Origin of the sequence: Amycolatopsis sp. A133 (genome assembly GCF_031082405.1) — a bacterium.
In the GTDB taxonomy this organism is placed as follows: domain Bacteria; phylum Actinomycetota; class Actinomycetes; order Mycobacteriales; family Pseudonocardiaceae; genus Amycolatopsis.
This window is the reverse complement of sequence record NZ_JAVHJU010000043.1, coordinates 233,021-251,300: the sequence shown is the minus strand read 5'-3', so window position 1 is coordinate 251,300 and position 18,280 is coordinate 233,021. Positions and strand designations below refer to the sequence as shown.

Below are 18,280 nucleotides of genomic sequence, written 5' to 3'. Positions count from 1 at the left end.
CGTCCTGCGGCGTGCGATCGACGACGCTCCGAGGGCTCCGATCCGGATCACGCGACTCTCCGGGCACGCGGCCGGCGCAGGCTGTGCAGGCAGGCGACCAGGGTCCGGGCCTGCACGTTGACGTAGTGGCTGTGCTGCAGCAGCGCGCCCAGCTGGGCCAGGGTGATCCAGCGGAAGTCCGGCGGGCACGCCAGGCCGCGATCGGGTTCGGTCCAGACGATCAGGTACCGGTTCGTCGCGTGGTAGAACCGGCCGCCCTCTTCGGACAGCACCGTGTCGAACACCCGCTGTTCGGCCGTGGACGCCAGCACTTCGTCGAGGAACGGGGGCCGGTGTCCGGCGAGCACCGTCCCGTAGTTCTCGGGATTGCACTGCACGGTCGGCGCGAGTTCGACGACGTCGAGGTAGCCCGGTTCGACGCGGGCGTTGACGAGGGCGTGCAGCACGCCTCCGATGCTCTTCACCATGAACGCGACGACACCCTGACCGGTCGGCTCGATCATCGGCTGCGACCAGCTGCCGACCTCCCGCCGAGCGGCGCGGACGCTGACGCCGAGCACGTCGAAGTAGGCGCCCGTGTGGTGCGACAGCCTGCCGGCCGACAACCGCCACCCGGCGACCTCCGACAGCGGGATCAGCGTGGTGTCCACTTCGTTGCGGACGCGCGAATCGGTGATCCAGCTCAGCAGTTCGCCCATCGAGTGCCGGCTGGGCTGGTCGGTGCTCGACGATCTGGCGACGGCCGACGACAGCTCGTCGTCCTCGCCGGTCCCGTCGGCGAGACCCGGTCCGCTGAAGGGCAGGCACGACAGCACCGTCCTGGCGTCCATGTTGACGATGTTGTCCACCGCCAGCAACCGGTGCAGCTGGCCGATGGTCAGCCAGTGGAAGCCGTCGAGCACTTCGACGTCCTCGGTGACCTCGATCGCGATGTTGCGGTTCCGCTTGCGGTAGAACCACGAGCCCTGTTCCGATTGCAGCACGTCGGCGAGCACGCGGTGGTGCGCGGGCTGCCGGAAGTGGTCGAGGTAGGGCACCGGACGGCCGCCGTGCACCTGCGTGTAGTTGCTTTTGGTGGCCTGGACGGTGGGGGAGAGCTGGACCCCGCCCGGGTCGCCCGGCTCGGCCTTGGCCTGCATCAGGCAGTGCAGTACGCCGTTGAACTCCTTCACCACGATGCCGAGCACGCCGATCTCGGGCTGGTCGAAGATCGGCTGGGTCCAGTCGTGGACCGGGCCCAGCGAGGTGCGCACCCGCAGCCCGCGGACGCTGAAGAACTTGCCGCTGTCGTGCACGACATCGGCGGTGCCGGCCCGGCGGTGCCAGCCGGTCAGCTCGTCGAGCGGAACCCGGTCCACCCGCAGCGAATCGGTCCGTCGCCGGGACTCGAACCACCGCCCGAACCGCTCCATGGTGGCCACCTCGGCGCCGGTCGCGGTGGCGGACCGCGTGATGCGCGCCCAGTCGGCCGGCGGGCGACTGGGCATCCCCAACACCGATCCGGTTGCCTTGCCGGCCATCTTGCCATCCTTCGGAATCGGAGCGTCACGCGTTCGAGCCGGGCGGGGGTCCGGCTCGAACGCGTGACGTCACAGGGGTCAGCTACCGAAACTGATCGGCACCGGTTCTGCGAAAACGGGCGCACCCTCCACGTTGGCCGCCAAGACGGTACAACCGGGTGCGACGGTGCAGTCGATCTTTCCGAGCGGCTCGCCGGTCACCAGGTTCACGCCGTCGAACGACGAGCGGACGGTCAGCTTCTGGGTGAAACCGCCGGTGGCATCGGCGGCCTCGGACACGTACCCGGCCAGGTTGCAAGCGAGCTTTTCCGGACTGTGGCCGGGGTCGTTGCACTGGATGACGGCGATGACCTGCCCCGCGGGGAAGTTCTTGCCGTACACCGCCACCCGGTCACCGCCGGCCAGGCCGGTCGTCGGGTCGACCGTGATGGACGGCGTCACGGCCGCCACCGCCGGTGATGTGCCGGACAGGACGGTGATGCCGGCGGCGACCGCGAATACCGCGGTCACCTTTCGTGCGATTCCCACCTTGTTGGACGTCAGCACTGCTTTTCGACCTCCCATAGAGAACGCATGCCATATCGAATGCCCTGCCGGGTCGACTGAAAACGGCGTCGAACGCTGTTGGTGATCAGAGTCGGCTGATGCCGTTCAGTGCGGAAACCCGTCGATGACGACAGGCCCGGCAAGGGGTTGGGCGCCCGTGGACCGACATTAGCGTTGCTTGATTGTTTCGGCAACGGGTTCCGATCAAGATGTCCGATTGTCGTGGCTTTCCGACGCGTCTGCGGGCATTCGTCCCCCACTTCATTCCGCTGTTGCGCTTCTTCGTGGTCCGGCCAGGCCGGCGAGCCTCGAGGTCAGCCGACTCTTCAATGTGGACGGCGCGGTGTCCATGCGGAATCGGCGGCAGAAAACCGGCGGAACCCGCGTCCGTCGGCAAGAATTCCGACATCGTTGCCGCTGGCGCAACCCCGCGTGTACGGTCGGCGTCGGCAACATCACCGTGGCACCGCCGGAACCGGGGTGCGTCCGGTGGAGTGCCAGGGGGTAGCGAGTGGGGAATGGATCTGCCCCATCGCGGATTCGGGGGCCGGGAGTGGTTGCGCCGTAGGGATCTCCGTTCGTGAACCGGGAAGCGCCGGCGAGCGGCCGGATCGATCCGGCGGACGACCGACCCGACGAATGGATGAAGGACGCGGGTGCACCGCGCCGTCGTTCCTCATCGGATGGACGAGCACGGTGCCACGGTGTGGCAAGAGGCTGGGGGTACAGATGGGGTATCAGGAGCCGTCGGCGGGGCCGAGTTCCGTGGTGTTCGGCGAGGCGTTGCGCGCGCAGCGCCTCAACATCGGGATGACACAGCAGAAGCTAGCTCGCTTGGCCGGTGTCAGCGTGCGTACGCTGCGCTACATCGAGCAGTGCCAGATCACCCGGCCGCGTCCGGAGTCGGTGCGCCGCCTCGCCGAAGCGGCCGAGCTCGATCCGGCACTGATGCCCTATGCCCCTCTGGCCGTGCCCGTGCCCAGGAGCGGGACCGCGCTGGAGATCGGGGTGCTCGGTCCGCTGCTGGTCAGGGTCGGCGGCAAGCCGGTCGACATCGGATCGGCCAAGCAGCGCTGTCTGCTGGGGTTGCTGGCTCTGCAGGCCGACGGCGTGGTGAGCCGGGACGAGATCATCGATGTGCTGTGGGAGAACTCGCCGCCGGCCACGTGCACCGGCCTGGTGCACTCCTACGCGTCGAGACTCCGCAGAGGACTGCGGATGCGGATGCGGGCGCCGGACGAGGCGAACGGGGCCTGGGACATCGTCGCGACGCGCGACGGCTACCAGTTGCTCGTCGGGCCCGATCAGCTGGACTCCTTGCGGTTCTGCGAATTCGGCGACCGGGCCCGTGCCGCGGCGGCGGCCGGTGACCGGGAACTCGCCTTTGCGATGCTGCGACGGGCGCTGGAAAGCTGGCGCGGGCCACTGCTGGCCGACACGGCCCCTCGATTGCGCCAGCACCCCGCCGGTGTCGCGCTCGGACAGCGCCGGCTCAGTGCCGCCTTGGCCTACGCGGACATCGCCGGCGAACTCGGCCGGCACGAAGAGGTTCTCGACCAGCTGCTCGACCTCACCTACCACGAACCGCTGCACGAAGGCCTGCACGCCCGGCTGATGGTGGCGCTGGTGCGATCCGGCCAGAAAGCCGGCGCGTTGCGCCTCTTCGAGGGCATCCGCCGCAACCTCAGCGAGGAACTCGGCGTCGCGCCAGGGGGTGAACTCCAGGCGGTGCACCTGAGCATCCTGCGCGAGGAGTCCACCGCCGAGCAGGCACCCGACGCCCGGCGGGTGCGCACGGCGACCCGCCGTCGTCCGCCGGCCCAGGTTCCCGCCGGGGTGCCGGGCTTCACCGGCCGGACCGGGGAAGTGCGGCAGGTGGCCGGCCTCCTGTGCGGCCAGGGTGCTCCGGTGGTCGCCGTCACGGGGATGCCGGGGATCGGCAAGACCGCGCTGGCGCTGCAGGTCGCCCACCGGACGCGGGACCGGTTCCCCGACGGGCAGCTGTACGCCGACATGCGGGGCCACGCACCGGGTGAGCAGCGAGACCCGGCTGTCCTGCTCGGCGAGTTCCTGCGCAGCCTCGGGGTCCCGGCCGATCAAGTGCCGTCCTCGGTGGAGGAGGCCTCCGCGCTGTGGCGGACGGTGGTGCGCGACCGCAACCTGCTGGTCGTGCTCGACGACGTGGCCGGGCCGGACCAGGTCCGGCCGTTGCTGCCGGGCTCCGGCAGCTGTGTGCTGTTGCTGACGAGCCGCACCAGACTGCCCGGTCTGGTGGCGAGGGACGGCGCGCGCACCGTCGGCCTGGACGTGTTCGACGACGAAGAGGCCGGCACGTTGCTCACGCACCTCGTCGGCGCCGCCCGGGCCGCCGCGGACCCGGACGCCCTCGTCGAACTCGCAGAACTGTGCGGGCATCTGCCGCTGGCGTTGTCGGTCGCCGGTGTCCAGCTCGCCGAACAGCCCGTGCTCAGCCTGTCGCGCTATGTGGAACGGCTGCGTGCCGGTGACCCGCTCGACCTGCTCCGGGTCGAAGGGGATCGGCAGCTGTCGATCCGGGCCAGCTTCGAATTGTCGTACGCCCGGTTGGGAACCAGGTCGCAAGGGCTGTTCCGGGCACTCGGTTCGCTGTCGTCGGACACCGTGACGCAGGTCGAGGCCATCGCGGCGAGCGGTGCGGACCAGGGGACGGCGGACACGGTGCTCGACGCGCTGGCGCAAGCGCACCTGATCCGCCAAGTCGCCCCCGGGGAGTACCGGCTGCACCGCCTGCTGCGGCGGTACGCCGCGGAGCGTCTGCGCCTGGCCGCACAGGCGACGGCCGAGCTCGTGCTGCTGCCGAAGCTCGACGGGCTCCGGCCGATGTCCGGTTCCGCCGCTCTCCGGTGAGGCGGTTCACCGTGGCCGCGTCATCGACGCCGGGCAATCGCACTGCAGGACTGTCGCAGCCGGGAGAACCTGGCCCGCTCGGAAGATCTGGGGATCGTGGATGACTGGACACAACTGCGGAATCGCTGCTGTTCCCGGCGGACGGCACGCTGGGGGAAGGTCCCCCGGCTGGCTGGACCGGCAGCTCGGCAACGGGGAGACCGGCCGGTGCCGGATCGACTCGCTGCTCCCGGCGCACTCGCCACGGCTGGAAGGCGTGGTGGACAAGCACGTCAAGGCGCTGGCGGAGTCGTCGTCGCCGTTGCCGCCGATCATCGTGCACCGACCGTCCATGCGCGTCGTGGACGGGATGCACCGGCTGCAGGCCGCGGTGCTGCGCGGCCAGGACGTGATCGACGTGCAGTGGTACGACGGGGAGGAGTGTGACGCCTTCGCCGTGGCCGTGCGCAACAACACGACGCACGGGTTGCCGCTTTCCCTCGCCGACCGGCGAATCGCAGCGGCCAAGATCATCGAGTCACACCCGAACTGGTCCGACCGGATGATCGCGATGATCGTCAACCTCGCCGCGACGACCGTGCGCGGTATCCGGGCCGGTTCCGCGGTCCAGCCGGACGAGGCCGCCGCGAGGATAGGGATGGACGGCCGGCTGAGGCGATCGGACACCGCCGCCCGGCGCCAGGTGGCGGCGCAGTTGCTGCAGCAGCGGCCCGATTCGTCCCTCCGCGAGATCGCCGAGGAGGCTGGACTGGCTCCGTCGACCGTCCTGGATGTCCGCCGGCGGATTCGTGTCGGCCTGGATCCGGTGCGACCGAACCGGAATCGGGCGCAACCGGGTAAGCGATCGGACCGGGAACCGGAACCCGCGCCGAAGCTGGTGGCCGACGAACTCGACGTGCTGCGAAACCTGCGCAGGGATCCGGCGCTGCGGTTCACCGAGACCGGCCGGACGTTGTTGCGCTGGCTGGAGATCGGGCCGCTGGACGCGAACACACGGGCGACCGTGGCGGACCGGCTCGCGCCGCATTGCGTCGACACGCTCGTCGTGCTCGCGGCCCGCCGGGCCGCGGCGTGGCAGGACTTGGCCGAACAGCTCAGGAAACGCGGCACGCTGCCGACCGAGCGGCGCTCGGGCTGATGGGGCAATCCGGTTCGCCCGACCCCGTTCGACTTCGCTTTCGCAGCGATCGAACGGGGCCGGTGCCGTGGTCACAGGGAAAGGAGGCGCAGATGACGACCGAACGCCTCGCCGGGCCGGTCGAGAACGTGCTGATCGCGAGTCACCTGGGATTCGCCGGTGGTACGCAGAGTGTTGTCGGTGGCGAGCTGGACCGGCCGGTGCCGGAGCGGGTGGTGCGGGAAGGCCTGCGTGAGGTGTGCCGGCTGCACCCGCTGCTGCGGGCCCGGCTGGCCGGTGCGACGCCGGAGTGGCGGTTCGTGTTCGACCGGTCCTTCGACGACGTCGAGGTGACGGTCGAGGAGCGGGGCGCACGGACGATCGAGGAGCTGCTGGCCGCCGAGAACGACAGGTACCTCGACCTCACCGCGGGCCCGCTGTGGAGAGCACTGGTGGTCACCGACGGGGGCGACGTGGTCGCCGTGGTCGTGACGTTCGCCCACGCCATCGTGGACGGGATATCGGTGCTCGCCTTCGTCCGGCACCTCGTCGACGCGATCAACGGCCGGACGGCCACGCGTGCTCCGTTGCCGGTCCGCGAGCCGATGGAGCACCTGGTCCCGAGCCGATCCGTGGCCGGCGAGGGGGTGGTGCTGGGCGAGCCGGCCGGTGAGTGGGCGTTCGACGAGACGGTGGACCTCCAGCAGCGGCGGACCGTGATCCTGGTGGACTACCTGGACGCGGCCGAGCTGACGGAGCTGCGCGCGCGGTGCCGATCCGCTCAGGTGAAGATGGACGCCCTCTTCGTCGCGGTCGTGCAGCAGGCGCTGCTCGAGACGATCCCGGAGGCGCTGCTGGTTCCCGCGTTGTGCGCGTTCGACGTCCGCAACGCGCTCGAACCCGTGGTGTCCGCCGAGGAAATCGGCGTGTACATGAAGGATTTCCCGGTGTTCGACCCGTTGTGGGCCACCGACGAGCTGACCCTGTGGCAGCGCGCGGTGAGCGTCTCCGCACAGTTGTCCCAGCGCCGGGCGGAAGGGTTCTCCGGACTGACCCAGTACCCGGTCGCCCAGTTGTGCGCGGAGATCCAGTGGGTGGCGGCACACCCGTCGACCTCGTTCTGGCACAGCTTCTCGGTGTCGAACATGGGCCGTCAGTCGTTCGGTGCACCCGGCGGCGGCGTCAGGTTCAGGTCGGTGCACCTCAATTCGACCGACCGGATTGGCAGTGTGGGCATCCAGGTCGTCTTCCACGAGATCGACGGTGCGCTGTGCGTCGCGCTGTCATACGCGGATCCGCTGATCTCGGCGCGGCGGATCTCCGTGGTACGCGAAGACATCATCCGGATCCTCCGGGCGGAAGCGCACGGGTACAGCGCCGAGTTGGCGGCGACGAAGGGAACAGAGTGATCAGTACGTCGGACACGTCGACCATGAAGCAGCCGCGCGACTTCCCGTTCGGAGGTGTGGTCGGTGTCGGGGTCGACCCGCTGTACCGGTGGTTGTCGGAGAACGAGCCGGTTTCCCGGATCCGGCTGAAGTACGGCGAAGACGCCTGGCTGGTGACCCGCCACGCGGACGTGCAGACCGTGCTCAGGTCACCCTCGTTTTCCCGCGCGATGGCCGCGGGGCGGGACGTGCCCAGGGGCACCGCCGAGGATTTCAGCACGGGCATGGTCAGCATGGACCCCCCTGATCACACCAGACTGCGGAGCCTGGTGTCGGCGCCCTTCACCCGGAGTTCCGTTGCGCAACTGAGCAACCGCGTGGCGGAGATCGCGGAAGAGCTGGTCGATCGGATCGCGGACGGGAACGAGCCGTTCGACGTCGCCGAGATGTTCTCGATCCCGCTCACCCTCACGCTGATCTGTGAGGTGCTTGGTGTGCCGTACGAGGACCGCGCGCAGTTCCGCCGATGGGCCGAGGACGGCATGGCCGACGACGCCGACGAGGACGCCGCCATGAAGCTGTGGCAGTACCACAACGACCTGCTGGTGCGGCGCCGTGAAGATCCCGCTGACGACCTGCTGAGCTTCATCGCCACCGAGGGGCACGCCCAGGGCATCGACGACGTCGAACTCGCGATGCTGGCGATGACCGTTCTGGTGGCCGGTTACCTGTCCGCGGGTACCCAGCTGCCGACGATGATCTACGTCCTGCTGACCAGGCCGGAACTGCGGCAGCAGCTGCTCGACCGCCCGGAGATCATGCCGACCGCGGTCGATGAGCTGATCCGGTGGATACCGCTGGAGGTGCACGGCGCGCCACCGCGCTACGCGGCCGAGGACGTGGAGCTCAGCGGGACGCTGGTGCGGGCCGGGGACGCGCTCATCGCCTCGACCACGGCCGCCAACCGCGACCCGCGCGTGTTCACGAATCCCGAGGAGATCGACCTCACCCGGCAGCACAACCCGCACCTGGGGTTCGGGGCCGGCGCGCACTACTGCCTGGGTGCCCAGCTGGCCAAGGCCGAGCTCGAGATCGGCCTGCGTTCGCTGCTCGGCCGGTTCCCCGACCTGCGCCTGGCGGTGCCGGAGGAGGAGGTCGGCTGGAAGCACAACTACCTCACTCGTGGGGTGCAGAAGCTGCCCGTGACCTGGAAGTAGCGCAGGCCGGCGGAACCGTCGGTGACCGGAGCGAGCGGTGGCGGCCGCCAGCCCATCATCCGGTCCAGCGTGCGCACGGTCAGCGCGGGGGCCAGTCCGGCCACCCGGAATCCCGCGTCGCGGACGGCGGCCGCCGGCGGGAACGAGATCTTGCCGAGTGAGCCGAGCCGCCGCGAAAGTTTGGCCAGCGCGGCGCTGCGAGGCCGGCGCACCCGCGAATACCAGGCCAGCGCGTCGAACAGAGAGCGCGATGTGACGGCGTGGGTCAGCGAGACCGCGTCTTCCAGCGCCAGGCAGGCGGACCCGAGGTTGGGGGTCATGGCGTGCGCTGCGTCACCGACCAGCACGACGCGGCCGAGGTGCAGCGCCGGCAGGGGCGCGGCGAGCTCTTCGATGTCGTCGTGCACGATCGTCCGACCGGCCGCTGCGTGGATGAGTTCGGGCACCGGCGAATGCCACGCACCGAAGTGCCACGCCAGCTCGGTCGCGCCCCCGCCGTCATGGCCGCCGGGAGCCCGCACGGCGAGGGCCGAGCAGTGCACGAGGCCGCCGGCCAGCGGCAGGATGGCGAATCGCTTGCCACGGCCCCAGGTTTCGCCCGCGAGCGTGACGTCCGTGGCCGGCAGGACGAATCGCCAACTCGTGTACCCCGCGTAGACGAGTCCGGAGTTCCGCGGGAACAACGTCTCGCGCAGCCGCGAGTGGATCCCGTCGGCGGCTATCACCAGATCGGCGTGGAAGCTGCCGTCTTCGGTGCGGACTTCGGCCTGCTCATCCGGCCCACCCGGAAGAGCCGCCAGCACCCGGGCGCCGGTCCGGACCGTGCCGGCCGGCAGCAGCCCGACCAGGATGTCGATGAGCTTCGCGCGGTGGACGGCCGTGACCGGGTGCCCGTAACGCGTCTTGATGAAGTCGAGGTCGGTCCGGGAGATCCACCGGCCCTTCGGGTTCCTGATGCCACCGTGCTCCTGCTCGATACCGGCCGCCCGAACCGCTTCGCCGGCCTCGATGGCGTCCAGCGCGTGCAGGCCGTTGGGGGTCAGCCCGATCCCGCCCCCGACCGGCCGCAGTTCCCGCGCCTGCTCGAGGACCGTCACGTTCCACCCGGACCGGGAGAGTCCCACGGCGGCGGCCAGGCCGCCGATGCCGGCACCGACCACAACCGCGTGGTGTCCGCTCATGATGTCGCTCCTTTGAGCCGGCCCGGCCGGTGGGCCGCCCGGCCCGGTTCGTACCGGCCACGCATCAGCAGCTGGGCCGATCGCGTGATCAGCGCTGACGGGATGAGGAAGAGGAGTGCGGCTCCCGGGCTCGCGGTCGCAGCGATCAGCACGCAGGGCAGCAGCAGCCGCTCGATGACGATCACCTCGTGCGAGCGCAACCCGGCCAATCTCGGGGTGGGCCGGGGCGCGCGGAGGAGAATCCGGACCGACCAGGCGGCGAGCAGCGCGGCGACCGCGAGGCCGGTGCCCAAGATCGGCCAGTTCACGGTCCGGGTGCCGGACAGCTGCCAGCCGAGGGGAACCCCCACAGCCAACGCCAGCCAGCCGACGTCCAGGATCGCGACCAGCCGAATGGTGGCGCGGTCGCCGTGCGTGACCGGAAAGGTGGCACAACCGCCTCGCCGGTCGCTCTCCAGGTCGCAGAGCGCGCCCACCAGGTTCGACGACGAATCGTGCACCCAGAACATCAGCGCGATCGGCACGAGATCGAGGGGGATCGTGCCGCGCACCGACGTCGCACCGAGCAACAGCGAGAACGCCGTCGGCCCGCCTCGGGCGATGTTCCCGAGGATCCCGCGGGCCTTGAGCCACTTGCTGTACGAAAAGCCCAGCCCGCCGGCGAGTGCCACCAGGACGATGTTGAGCGGATCGAGCGCGAGGGCCACGGCCGTGCCGAGGACGATGGTCACCACCATGCCGGCGAAGGCCGCGCCCGCGCTCATCCGGCCGGAGGGTATCGACCGGTGCCGCTTCCCGATGGCGTCCAGGTCCCGGTCGTAGTAGTCGCCACCGTACAGCGAGGCCAGCCAGCCGAGCGTGGGTGCCAGCCAGGCCCCGGCGAGCTGCCACCCGGTCGGGTCGGCTGATGCCAGCAATGCGCCCGCGACGCCGACGATCCCGACGTACAAGCTCGAATCGGGCCGGCACGTCTCGATGTGCGCCAGCACTTTGCCGCCGAATGACACCCGACGCGGTCCGGTTGTCGTCATTCCGGATCGTTCTCCGTTCCGCCGCTCCCCGATGTGTCCGATGCTGGCACCGCCGTCCGCGCCCGGTCAACGCATTCGAGTGCGATTCTTGTCCCTCGGGCAAACCCGGGATACCGTGCCACGACGGTGCTGGTCGTTCTTGAAACGAAAGGAATTTTCCGGTGGCTGATGGTTCGCAGACCGTGCCGAGGTTCGCTCGGCCCTATGACACGTCGGCAATCGACGAGGCGATCAAAAAGCGGGGGGCAGCGGTCCTGCAGCAGGCATTCTCCCCGGAGCTGTGCGACCGATTCGTTGCGGAGGTCGACGAGTACATCGAGCGGAATCCCGAACGCCGCAAATATGCGGCCGAGTCGATTCTCGGCGGGTTTCAGGGACCGGAGAGCGTGACCTTGCACGGCTTGGTCGGCCGGATCCCGTCGGCCGCGGAGATGGTGGTCCAGCCGGACGTCTACGGGGCCGCCCGCCGGGCACTGGCGAACAAGACGAGCAACACGCTGCTCACCATCTGCGAGTACATGGAGCGGCGGCCGGGCCAGCCGGTCCAGGGCCTGCACCGCGACACGTCGGCCTGGTACCACCTGCCGATCGGCGAGGACGCGGTGGCGATCACCGTGATGGGCGCGATGAGTGACTTCACCGAGCGCAACGGGGCGACGTGGGTGGTGCTGGACAGTCACGGCCGCGACGACGAGCCGTCGTGGGACGGGGCGATCCAGGCCGTGATGGCCAAGGGGGACGCGCTGGTGTTCCGTTCCGACCTGGTGCACGCCGGTGGGGCCAACGAGACGGCTGACGAGTCGCGGCGCCTGTTCTCGCTGGGATACCAGGTGGGCTGGCTGCGGCAGGTGGAGAACACCACGCTGAGCGTGCCGCCTGCGGTGGCGGCCGGGCTGCCGCAGGAGGTGCAGGACCTGCTCGGTTACTCGCCGGAGATGGTGCTCGGGTTGTTCGAGGGTGGACACCCCCGGGACGCGCTGGCCCGGGTCGCGGTGGAAGCGGTGCCCACACCCGTCAGCTGACTGATCTTCCCGGTGGCTCCCGCCAGTGAACCGGTCACCAGGTCACGTGGATGACCGCCGGCCCGTCCTCGAAGTGGTGGCCGGTCCACTGGATCTCGCTCAGCGGTTCGGCGATGGTCAGGGTCGGGCACTGCGCGGCGAGCTCCTGGATGGCCGCCCGCAGTTCGATCCGCGCCAGGCCGGCGCCGAGGCAGTGGTGCCGGCCGTAGCCGAACGCCAGGTGCGAGTTGGTCCGGCGGGTGAGTTCGAACTCGTCCGGGCCGGCGAACTGCCCCGGATCGTGGTTCGCCGCCTCCAGGCTGACCAGCACCAGGTCCTGGGCCCGGATCGACGTGCCGTCGAGGTCGATGTCCTCGCTCGCCCAGCGCGGCAGCGCCTCGTTGCCCGGACCGCTCTGCCGGCGCAGCACCTCCTCGGTCGTGCGGTCCAGATCCGCTGTCGTCGACAGGGCGGCGAACCCGTGCGACCGGGCCAGGTCCACGATGCCGACCGACAGTGCGTTGGCGGTGGTGATGTAGCCGGTGATCAGCACGGTGATCCCGGTGAGCACGACCTCGTCGGCGGTGATCTCCCGCTCGCCGTGGATGATCGCGCTCAACAGGCCGTCATCCGGTTCGCGGTACCGCTTCTCGACCGCGGCCGTCATGAACTCCCACAGCTCCTGCGCGGAAGCGACGTACCGGGCGACCGCCTCGGGGTCGTCGGGTGGCACCACGAGCGCCACCGAGGACTCGACCCAGGTGTGGAACTGCTCGTCGTCCTCGATCTCGATCCCGAGCAGCTCGCAGATCACCGTGCGCGGCAACGGGCGCGCGAGCGCCGCCACGAGGTCGACGCCACGACCCTGTGCGAGCATGTCGCGAACCAGCCGCCGGGCGATCTCGACGACCCGGGGCTGGAAGCCGGCGATCCGGCGGGCCGTGAGCAGGCCGGAAACCAAGCGCCGGAACCGCTGGTGGCGGGGGCCTTCGCCGAGCGGCGAGTGGGCGTCGGTTCCGGCGTTGCCGGGCTGGGTGACGCCGAAGCGGGTATCGGCCAGTACTGCCTTGGCTGCCGCGTAGCCGGTGATCAGCCACGCTTCACCACCGTCCGGCGTGGCCACCTTCGCCACCGGGCAGCGCTCGGTGAGTTCGGCGTAGGCGGGCGGCGGCCGGAATCGGTCGGGACGGTCGAGCGGCAGTCTCGTGCTTTCGGGCATTCCGCGCTCCGGTGGTTCGGGCTTGACGGGATGTGCGGCAAATCAACGTGCCGCGGGCAGAGTGCCGTTCAGGTTATGGTCGGTCCTCGGAAGTGTCAAATGTGCGGCAACTGTTCGCGTTTTCCAGTACCGGCCGACCGCAAAATTGCCGATATTGCCGGTGTGCTGCAGCGTCCGTACAGGCGGAAATCGTAGAGTTCGGTCGTGACGTCGGTCCGGGCGCCCGAGCAGGAACTGGAGACGCTCTTGTCAGTCGGATACATTTTCGGTGGCGGCACCGGATTGACCCCGTTCGGCCGGGAACTCCACGACCGCCACGAGGCGATGCGGCGGTTGTGCGACGACGTGGGGGAGTGGACGGGCGTTGCGGTCCGGGACACGCTCTCCCAGGACCTCACCGCCCACCTGAACGCCGGAGAGACCGCGACGCAACACGAGTACCGCAAGGTGGCGACGATGCGGCAGGCGTCGTATTCGCTCGGCCTCACCGACGCGCTGGCCGAGCGGGGAATCCGGCCGGACGTGGTGGCCGGCTCGAGTCTCGGCGGGATGATCGCGGCCTGCGTCAGCGGCGCGCTCAGCCGGCCGGAATTGTTCCGGCTGCTCTCCTTCCTCGAGGAGCTCCCGCTCGCCCCCGCGGGCGAGCCGCTGCGGGGCATCGCGTTCGCTTGGATTCCTCGCGAGAGGAGCGTGGACTGGTACTGCGAGCCCGGCCGGCAGCACGTGCACCTCGCGGCGGACTACGGCGAGCTGCGCGAAGGCGACGCCAAAATGGTGTTGCTGTCCGGCTATCGCAGCGCCCTGCGGGAACTGGCCGCCGAGGCGCCGGAGGACCAGGTGGTCGTTTTCGGCGTGCGCTACGGTGGCCACAGCCCGCTGCAGCAGTTCGTCCACGATGCTCTGGAGCCCTTCCTCGGCCAGCTGGAGATCTGCGCTCCGGTGGTCCCGCTGTTCTCGTCGCTGCGAGAGGGCCGGCTGTCCACCGCCGAGGACGTCCGGCGGGACATCCTGCTGAACACGGTCGTGACGACGCGGATGCAGCACATCGTCGCCGGGTTGTCGGCACACGGTGTGGAGATCGCCGCGACGATCGGCCAGGCACTTCCCGTCTCGCTGTTCGAGTTCCCGTTCGAGAACCTCGAAGTCACCACCGTCGCTGACATCGAACAGTTCACCTACTCGCTGTACGACCTCGGCATCGAGTTGACCGCGGAAAAGGACCATGCTCGGGCATTCCCTCGTGGATCAGTGCAATGAATGGCTGTCGGCCGACCTCGACGACTGGACCAGGCGGGTGGTCCGCCGGCACTTCGACCCGGCCACCGGCAGCCGGTACTGGCTGAACCGGCTGGCCGGCCTGGCCGTCGATCCCCGGGACATCAAGCACTACGACGAGCTGGTGGCCCTCGGGCCCTTGCCGCTGGACGAACTGCGGTCGCTCGACCCGACCGAGCTCGTGCCACAGGCAGTCGCCCGGCCGCTGGCCGGCCGGATCTGGGACACCGGGGGCACGACGGGCACCCCCTGCCGGCTGTTCTACACCCCGGGGATGCTGGCGCACCGGGGGATCTGGCGGGCGTGGTCGTTCGTCTCCGAGGGGTTCCGGGAGAACAGCACCTGGCTGCAGGCCACCCCGACCGGCCCGCACCTGATCGGCAACGGGGTGTGGGAGGTCACGGAGCTGTTCGGCGGCCGGGCGTACACCATCGACATGGATCCCCGGTGGGTGAAGCGGCTGCTGCGGGACGGCCGCACCGCCGAAGCCGAGCGGTACACCGGGCACCTGGTCGACCAGATCGTCACGGTTCTGCGCACGCAACCGATCGACTACCTCAACACCACGCCCGCGTTGTTCCGGGTGCTGGCCCAACGGCACCCGGAGCTGGTCGCGGGACTCGGCGGCGTGCGGCTCAGCGGAACACAGCTGACACCGGCGATGCGCCGCGAGTTCGTCCGGGCCCTGGACGGCGGGATATGCGGCGCCAGCTACGGGAACACCTTCGGCAACGCCGCTGCCCTGCCCCCGGAGGACGACGGCCGCCTGCTGCCGTACGTGCCGAACTACCCGCAGGTCACCATGCGGGTGGCCGATCGGTCGGACTGGCTGCGGACCGTGCCCTACGGCGAGGTCGGCCGGGTTGTGCTGTCCGTGCTGCACGAGGACCTGTTCCTGCCCAACATCCTGGAACGCGACCAAGCGGTCCGCTTCGCACCCGAGGGGCGCTGGCCGTCCGACGGTGTCGCCAATGTCCGTCCGTTGGAGGTCGTGCGGTCGGCCCCAGAAGGGGTCTACTGATGACAACCACCGAGGACCGCGACGCGGGAGAGCTGCACGTCGAGGTCGACGAACGGACCTGCATCAGCGCGGGCATCTGCGCCGAGCGCGCCGGCCGGTTCTTCCGGCTGGTCGACGGGGTGAGCGAGCCGGCAGCACCCGGAGCGGTGGGGCCGGACGACCTCGGCGCGGTCCGCGCGGCCGCCGACGCTTGCCCCACCGGCTCCATCAAGGTGGTCGAGGCGGGAAGGTCCGGTGGCTCGCTGCTGCCGGATATCCGCGAGCCCGCGGATCTGCTGCCCCTCACCGCGGACGACACGGCCCGGCTGGCCACGGAGATCCGGTCCCTGCTGGTCGGCACCGTGGCGCGGACCGGGGGCCACCTCGGCTCGAACCTCGGCGTGGTGGAACTGACGATCGCGCTGCACAGGGTGTTCCGGTCGCCCGAGGACCACATCGTCTTCGACACCGGCCACCAGACCTACGTGCACAAGTTGCTGACCGGCCGCCAGTCCGGCTTCGGCTCGCTGCGCCAGGACGGCGGGTTGTCCGGTTATGCCAGCCGGGCGGAGTCCCCGCACGACCTGGTGGAAAACTCCCACGCCTCCACCGCGCTGGCCTATGCCGACGGCCTGGCCAAGGCCTTGCACCTGCAGGGCCGGACCGGCCCGGCCGTCGTCGCGGTCATCGGCGACGGCGCGCTGACCGGGGGGATGGCCTGGGAGGGCCTGAACAACATCGCGGCCGCGGCCGACCGGCCGGTCGTCATCGTGGTGAACGACAACGGGTGGTCGTACCTGCCGACCGCGGGCGGGCTGGCCACGCACCTGTCCGTGCTGGCCGGGGCGAGCCGGGAAAGCGGGAACCTGTTCGAGAGCCTGGGTCTCGCCTACCTCGGGCCGGTCGACGGCCATGACGTCGAGGAGCTCGAACGGGCGTTCCGGACGGCGCGGGCGTTGCGCCGGCCGGTCGTGGTGCATTGCCTGACCCGCAAGGGGTGTGGTTATCAGCCCGCCGAAGACGACGACGTGGAACGGTTCCACGCGCCCGGCCCGTTCGATCCGGCCACCGGCTCGAAGGCGCCTTCGGCCGGGCTCACCTGGACGAAGGTGTTCGGCGACGAACTCGTCGCCATCGGAGGCGAGCGGCCCGACGTGGTCGCGATCACCGCGGCGATGGTCCACCCGACCGGCCTCGCCGGATTCGCCGAGGCGTTTCCCGGCCGGATCTTCGACGTGGGCATCGCCGAACAGCACGCGATCGGTTCGGCGGCCGGGCTCGCGATGGGCGGCCTGCACCCGGTCGTCGCCGTCTACGCCACGTTCCTCAACCGGGCGCTCGACCAGTTGCTGATGGACGTGGCCCTGCACCGCCTCGGCGTGACCGTGGTCCTCGACCGGGCCGGGATCACCGGGGACGACGGACCGAGCCACAACGGGATGTGGGACATGTCGATCCTGCAGGTGGTGCCCGGGCTGCGGCTGGCCGCCCCCCGGGACGGCGCTCGCCTGCGTTCGCTGTTGCGCGAGTCGGTGGCGATCCCGGACGCGCCGACGGTGGTTCGATACCCGAAGGGCGCGCTACCGGCGGAGTTGCCGGCGATCGACTCGGTCGCCGGGCTGGACGTGCTCGCCCGCCACGGTGAGCCGGAGGTGCTGATGATCGCGGTCGGGGTGATGGCGCAGACCTGCGTCGAAGCGGCGAGGCTGCTGGCGAGCCGGGGGATCGGGGTGACGGTCGTGGATCCCCGGTGGGTGCAGCCGCTCGGCGAGGCCATCGCCGGCTTGGCCCGTGACCACCGGCTGGTGCCCGTGGTCGAGGACGGCGGCAGGGTCGGCGGGGTCGGCGACGCGGTCGCCCGGCTGCTGCGGGACTCGGGGGTGGACACCCGGGTGCGGACGTACGGTGTCGACCAGGAGTTCATCGGGCACAACAAGCGACCGTCGATCCTCGCGTCGATGGGACTCACCCCGTCCGCGCTGGCCGGCGACATCGAGGCTGCCCTCGCCGAGGACGGGGAGGTGACCCGATGAGCCCGGTGGTGGCCGCGCTGCGGTCCGGGTGCGCCAGTGGCCGGATCGAGCTGAAGCAGATGCTTTCCAGCCCGGGCGATGTCGCGAACAACTTCTTCTTCACGCTCATCCTGCTGATCGTGCTGTTCATCGTGCGGGACGTCGACGTGCCGGGTGCCGGCCTGTCGCTGGGCAGCACGATGCTCGCCGGCGTGGTCGGGCTGAACATCGTGCTCGGCGGGTTGATCAACCTGAGCCAGGTGCTCGTCGTCGAACGCGAGGACGGCACGCTGCTGCGGGCCAGAGCGGTGCCGAACGGCGTGGTCGGCTACCTGACCGGGAAGATCATCACGGTCTCCGCGCTGACCCTGATCAGGATGGTCTTCCTGGTGGTCGTCGGCGTCCTGCTGTTCGACGGGATATCCGTCGGTGACGTCGCGTTCTGGGTGACGGCCGCCTGGGTGCTGCCGCTCGGGCTGGTCGCGATGATGGCGTTCGGCGCGGTGCTCGGCTCGCTGCTGACCGATGCGCGCAAGCTCGGGCTGATGCTGCCGCCGATCCTGGGACTGGCCGGGCTGTCCGGGATCTTCTACCCGATCACGGAGTTCCCGGTCTGGCTGCAGTGGATCGCGCAGCTGTTCCCCGTCTACTGGATCGGCCTGGGCATGCGCTCGGCGCTGCTGCCCGACAGCATGGCCGCGCTGGAGATCGCCGGCTCCTGGCGGCACGTCGCCTGCGTGGGTGTGCTCGGCGCGTGGGCGGTGATCGGCTTGGCGGTCGCGTGGGTCGTGGTCCGCCGCTCCGCGCGGCGCGAGTCCGGGTCCCGCCTGGTGGTCCGGCGTGAGCGCGCGATGCGGCGGAGCGGCTGACCCGCCGGCCCGGCCGGA

Annotated in this window: 14 protein-coding genes; 9 read left to right on the top strand and 5 right to left on the bottom strand. The window is 70.2% G+C overall.

Translation table 11 applies throughout. From position 1 onward, the window contains the following. Positions 1 to 47: 47 nt before the first annotated feature. Together Q5425_RS28200 and Q5425_RS28195 are read right to left on the bottom strand one after the other, a co-directional pair. The gene (locus tag Q5425_RS28200) at positions 48 to 1,487 is read right to left on the bottom strand and encodes an NDP-hexose 2,3-dehydratase family protein (RefSeq protein ID WP_308675345.1); all 1,440 of its coding nucleotides are present in this window, start codon (positions 1,485 to 1,487) and stop codon (positions 48 to 50) included. A 111-nt stretch (positions 1,488 to 1,598) separates the two neighbouring features. Next, positions 1,599 to 2,030, bottom strand: a complete 432-nt coding sequence (locus Q5425_RS28195; RefSeq protein WP_308675344.1) for an enediyne antibiotic chromoprotein — start codon at positions 2,028 to 2,030, stop codon at positions 1,599 to 1,601. A gap of 765 nt (positions 2,031 to 2,795) precedes the next feature. On the opposite strand from Q5425_RS28195, the gene Q5425_RS28190 reads away from it, so the two are divergent. The 4 genes from Q5425_RS28190 to Q5425_RS28175 all read left to right on the top strand — a co-directional run bounded on the left by Q5425_RS28190 (position 2,796) and on the right by Q5425_RS28175 (position 8,674). Then, positions 2,796 to 4,952: a BTAD domain-containing putative transcriptional regulator gene (locus Q5425_RS28190; RefSeq protein ID WP_308675343.1), complete on the top strand. Its 2,157-nt coding sequence runs from the start codon at positions 2,796 to 2,798 to the stop codon at positions 4,950 to 4,952. 100 nt (positions 4,953 to 5,052) lie between these two features. After that, the gene (locus tag Q5425_RS28185; protein WP_308675342.1) at positions 5,053 to 6,090 is read left to right on the top strand and encodes a streptomycin biosynthesis protein; all 1,038 of its coding nucleotides are present in this window, start codon (positions 5,053 to 5,055) and stop codon (positions 6,088 to 6,090) included. Between the two features lie 92 nt (positions 6,091 to 6,182). Beyond that, positions 6,183 to 7,478, top strand: a complete 1,296-nt coding sequence (locus Q5425_RS28180; protein WP_308675341.1) for a hypothetical protein — start codon at positions 6,183 to 6,185, stop codon at positions 7,476 to 7,478. Then, positions 7,475 to 8,674 carry a cytochrome P450 gene (locus Q5425_RS28175; protein ID WP_308675340.1) on the top strand — a complete coding sequence of 400 codons (1,200 nt, stop codon included), beginning with the start codon at positions 7,475 to 7,477 and terminating at the stop codon, positions 8,672 to 8,674. The genes Q5425_RS28180 and Q5425_RS28175 overlap by 4 nt, the downstream gene beginning before the upstream one ends. Here the strand turns inward: Q5425_RS28175 and Q5425_RS28170 are convergent. Both Q5425_RS28170 and Q5425_RS28165 read right to left on the bottom strand, forming a co-directional pair. After that, positions 8,629 to 9,855 (bottom strand): FAD-dependent monooxygenase, encoded by a 1,227-nt coding sequence (locus tag Q5425_RS28170; protein WP_308675339.1) that lies wholly within the window; start codon positions 9,853 to 9,855, stop codon positions 8,629 to 8,631. The genes Q5425_RS28175 and Q5425_RS28170 overlap by 46 nt on opposite strands. Further along, positions 9,852 to 10,886 (bottom strand): UbiA family prenyltransferase, encoded by a 1,035-nt coding sequence (locus tag Q5425_RS28165; protein ID WP_308675338.1) that lies wholly within the window; start codon positions 10,884 to 10,886, stop codon positions 9,852 to 9,854. The genes Q5425_RS28170 and Q5425_RS28165 overlap by 4 nt, the downstream gene beginning before the upstream one ends. A 161-nt stretch (positions 10,887 to 11,047) precedes the next feature. Here Q5425_RS28165 and Q5425_RS28160 point away from each other — a divergent pair, with 161 nt between their 5' ends. Next, on the top strand, positions 11,048 to 11,908 hold the full coding sequence (locus Q5425_RS28160) for a phytanoyl-CoA dioxygenase family protein (protein ID WP_308675337.1): 861 nt from the start codon (positions 11,048 to 11,050) through the stop codon (positions 11,906 to 11,908). Between the two features lie 34 nt (positions 11,909 to 11,942). Here Q5425_RS28160 and Q5425_RS28155 read toward each other — a convergent pair whose 3' ends face one another. Beyond that, positions 11,943 to 13,106 (bottom strand): cytochrome P450, encoded by a 1,164-nt coding sequence (locus tag Q5425_RS28155; RefSeq protein ID WP_308675336.1) that lies wholly within the window; start codon positions 13,104 to 13,106, stop codon positions 11,943 to 11,945. Between the two features lie 204 nt (positions 13,107 to 13,310). Between Q5425_RS28155 and Q5425_RS28150 the strand changes: the two genes are divergently transcribed. Genes Q5425_RS28150 through Q5425_RS28135 form a run of 4 tightly spaced genes read left to right on the top strand, consistent with a single transcriptional unit; the run spans position 13,311 to position 18,262 of the window. Next, positions 13,311 to 14,363 (top strand): patatin-like phospholipase family protein, encoded by a 1,053-nt coding sequence (locus Q5425_RS28150; RefSeq protein WP_308675335.1) that lies wholly within the window; start codon positions 13,311 to 13,313, stop codon positions 14,361 to 14,363. Continuing rightward, complete coding sequence (locus Q5425_RS28145) at positions 14,347 to 15,402, top strand: hypothetical protein (protein ID WP_308675334.1); 1,056 nt, start codon at positions 14,347 to 14,349, stop codon at positions 15,400 to 15,402. The genes Q5425_RS28150 and Q5425_RS28145 overlap by 17 nt, the downstream gene beginning before the upstream one ends. Then, positions 15,402 to 17,414: a 1-deoxy-D-xylulose-5-phosphate synthase gene (locus tag Q5425_RS28140; RefSeq protein ID WP_308675333.1), complete on the top strand. Its 2,013-nt coding sequence runs from the start codon at positions 15,402 to 15,404 to the stop codon at positions 17,412 to 17,414. The genes Q5425_RS28145 and Q5425_RS28140 overlap by 1 nt, the downstream gene beginning before the upstream one ends. Then, positions 17,411 to 18,262, top strand: coding sequence for an ABC transporter permease (locus tag Q5425_RS28135; RefSeq protein ID WP_308675332.1), 852 nt, complete (start codon positions 17,411 to 17,413; stop codon positions 18,260 to 18,262). Before Q5425_RS28140 ends, Q5425_RS28135 begins: the two co-directional genes overlap by 4 nt. Positions 18,263 to 18,280 lie beyond the last annotated feature (18 nt).

Coding starts and splice junctions, on each gene's coding strand:
- Q5425_RS28200 (WP_308675345.1), bottom strand. CDS start 1,487: ATGCCCAGTCGCCCGCCGGCCGACTGGGCGCGCATCACGCGGTCCGCC.
- Q5425_RS28190 (WP_308675343.1), top strand. CDS start 2,796: ATGGGGTATCAGGAGCCGTCGGCGGGGCCGAGTTCCGTGGTGTTCGGC.
- Q5425_RS28185 (WP_308675342.1), top strand. CDS start 5,053: ATGACTGGACACAACTGCGGAATCGCTGCTGTTCCCGGCGGACGGCAC.
- Q5425_RS28180 (WP_308675341.1), top strand. CDS start 6,183: ATGACGACCGAACGCCTCGCCGGGCCGGTCGAGAACGTGCTGATCGCG.
- Q5425_RS28170 (WP_308675339.1), bottom strand. CDS start 9,855: ATGAGCGGACACCACGCGGTTGTGGTCGGTGCCGGCATCGGCGGCCTG.
- Q5425_RS28165 (WP_308675338.1), bottom strand. CDS start 10,886: ATGACGACAACCGGACCGCGTCGGGTGTCATTCGGCGGCAAAGTGCTG.
- Q5425_RS28155 (WP_308675336.1), bottom strand. CDS start 13,106: ATGCCCGAAAGCACGAGACTGCCGCTCGACCGTCCCGACCGATTCCGG.
- Q5425_RS28140 (WP_308675333.1), top strand. CDS start 15,402: ATGACAACCACCGAGGACCGCGACGCGGGAGAGCTGCACGTCGAGGTC.
- Q5425_RS28135 (WP_308675332.1), top strand. CDS start 17,411: ATGAGCCCGGTGGTGGCCGCGCTGCGGTCCGGGTGCGCCAGTGGCCGG.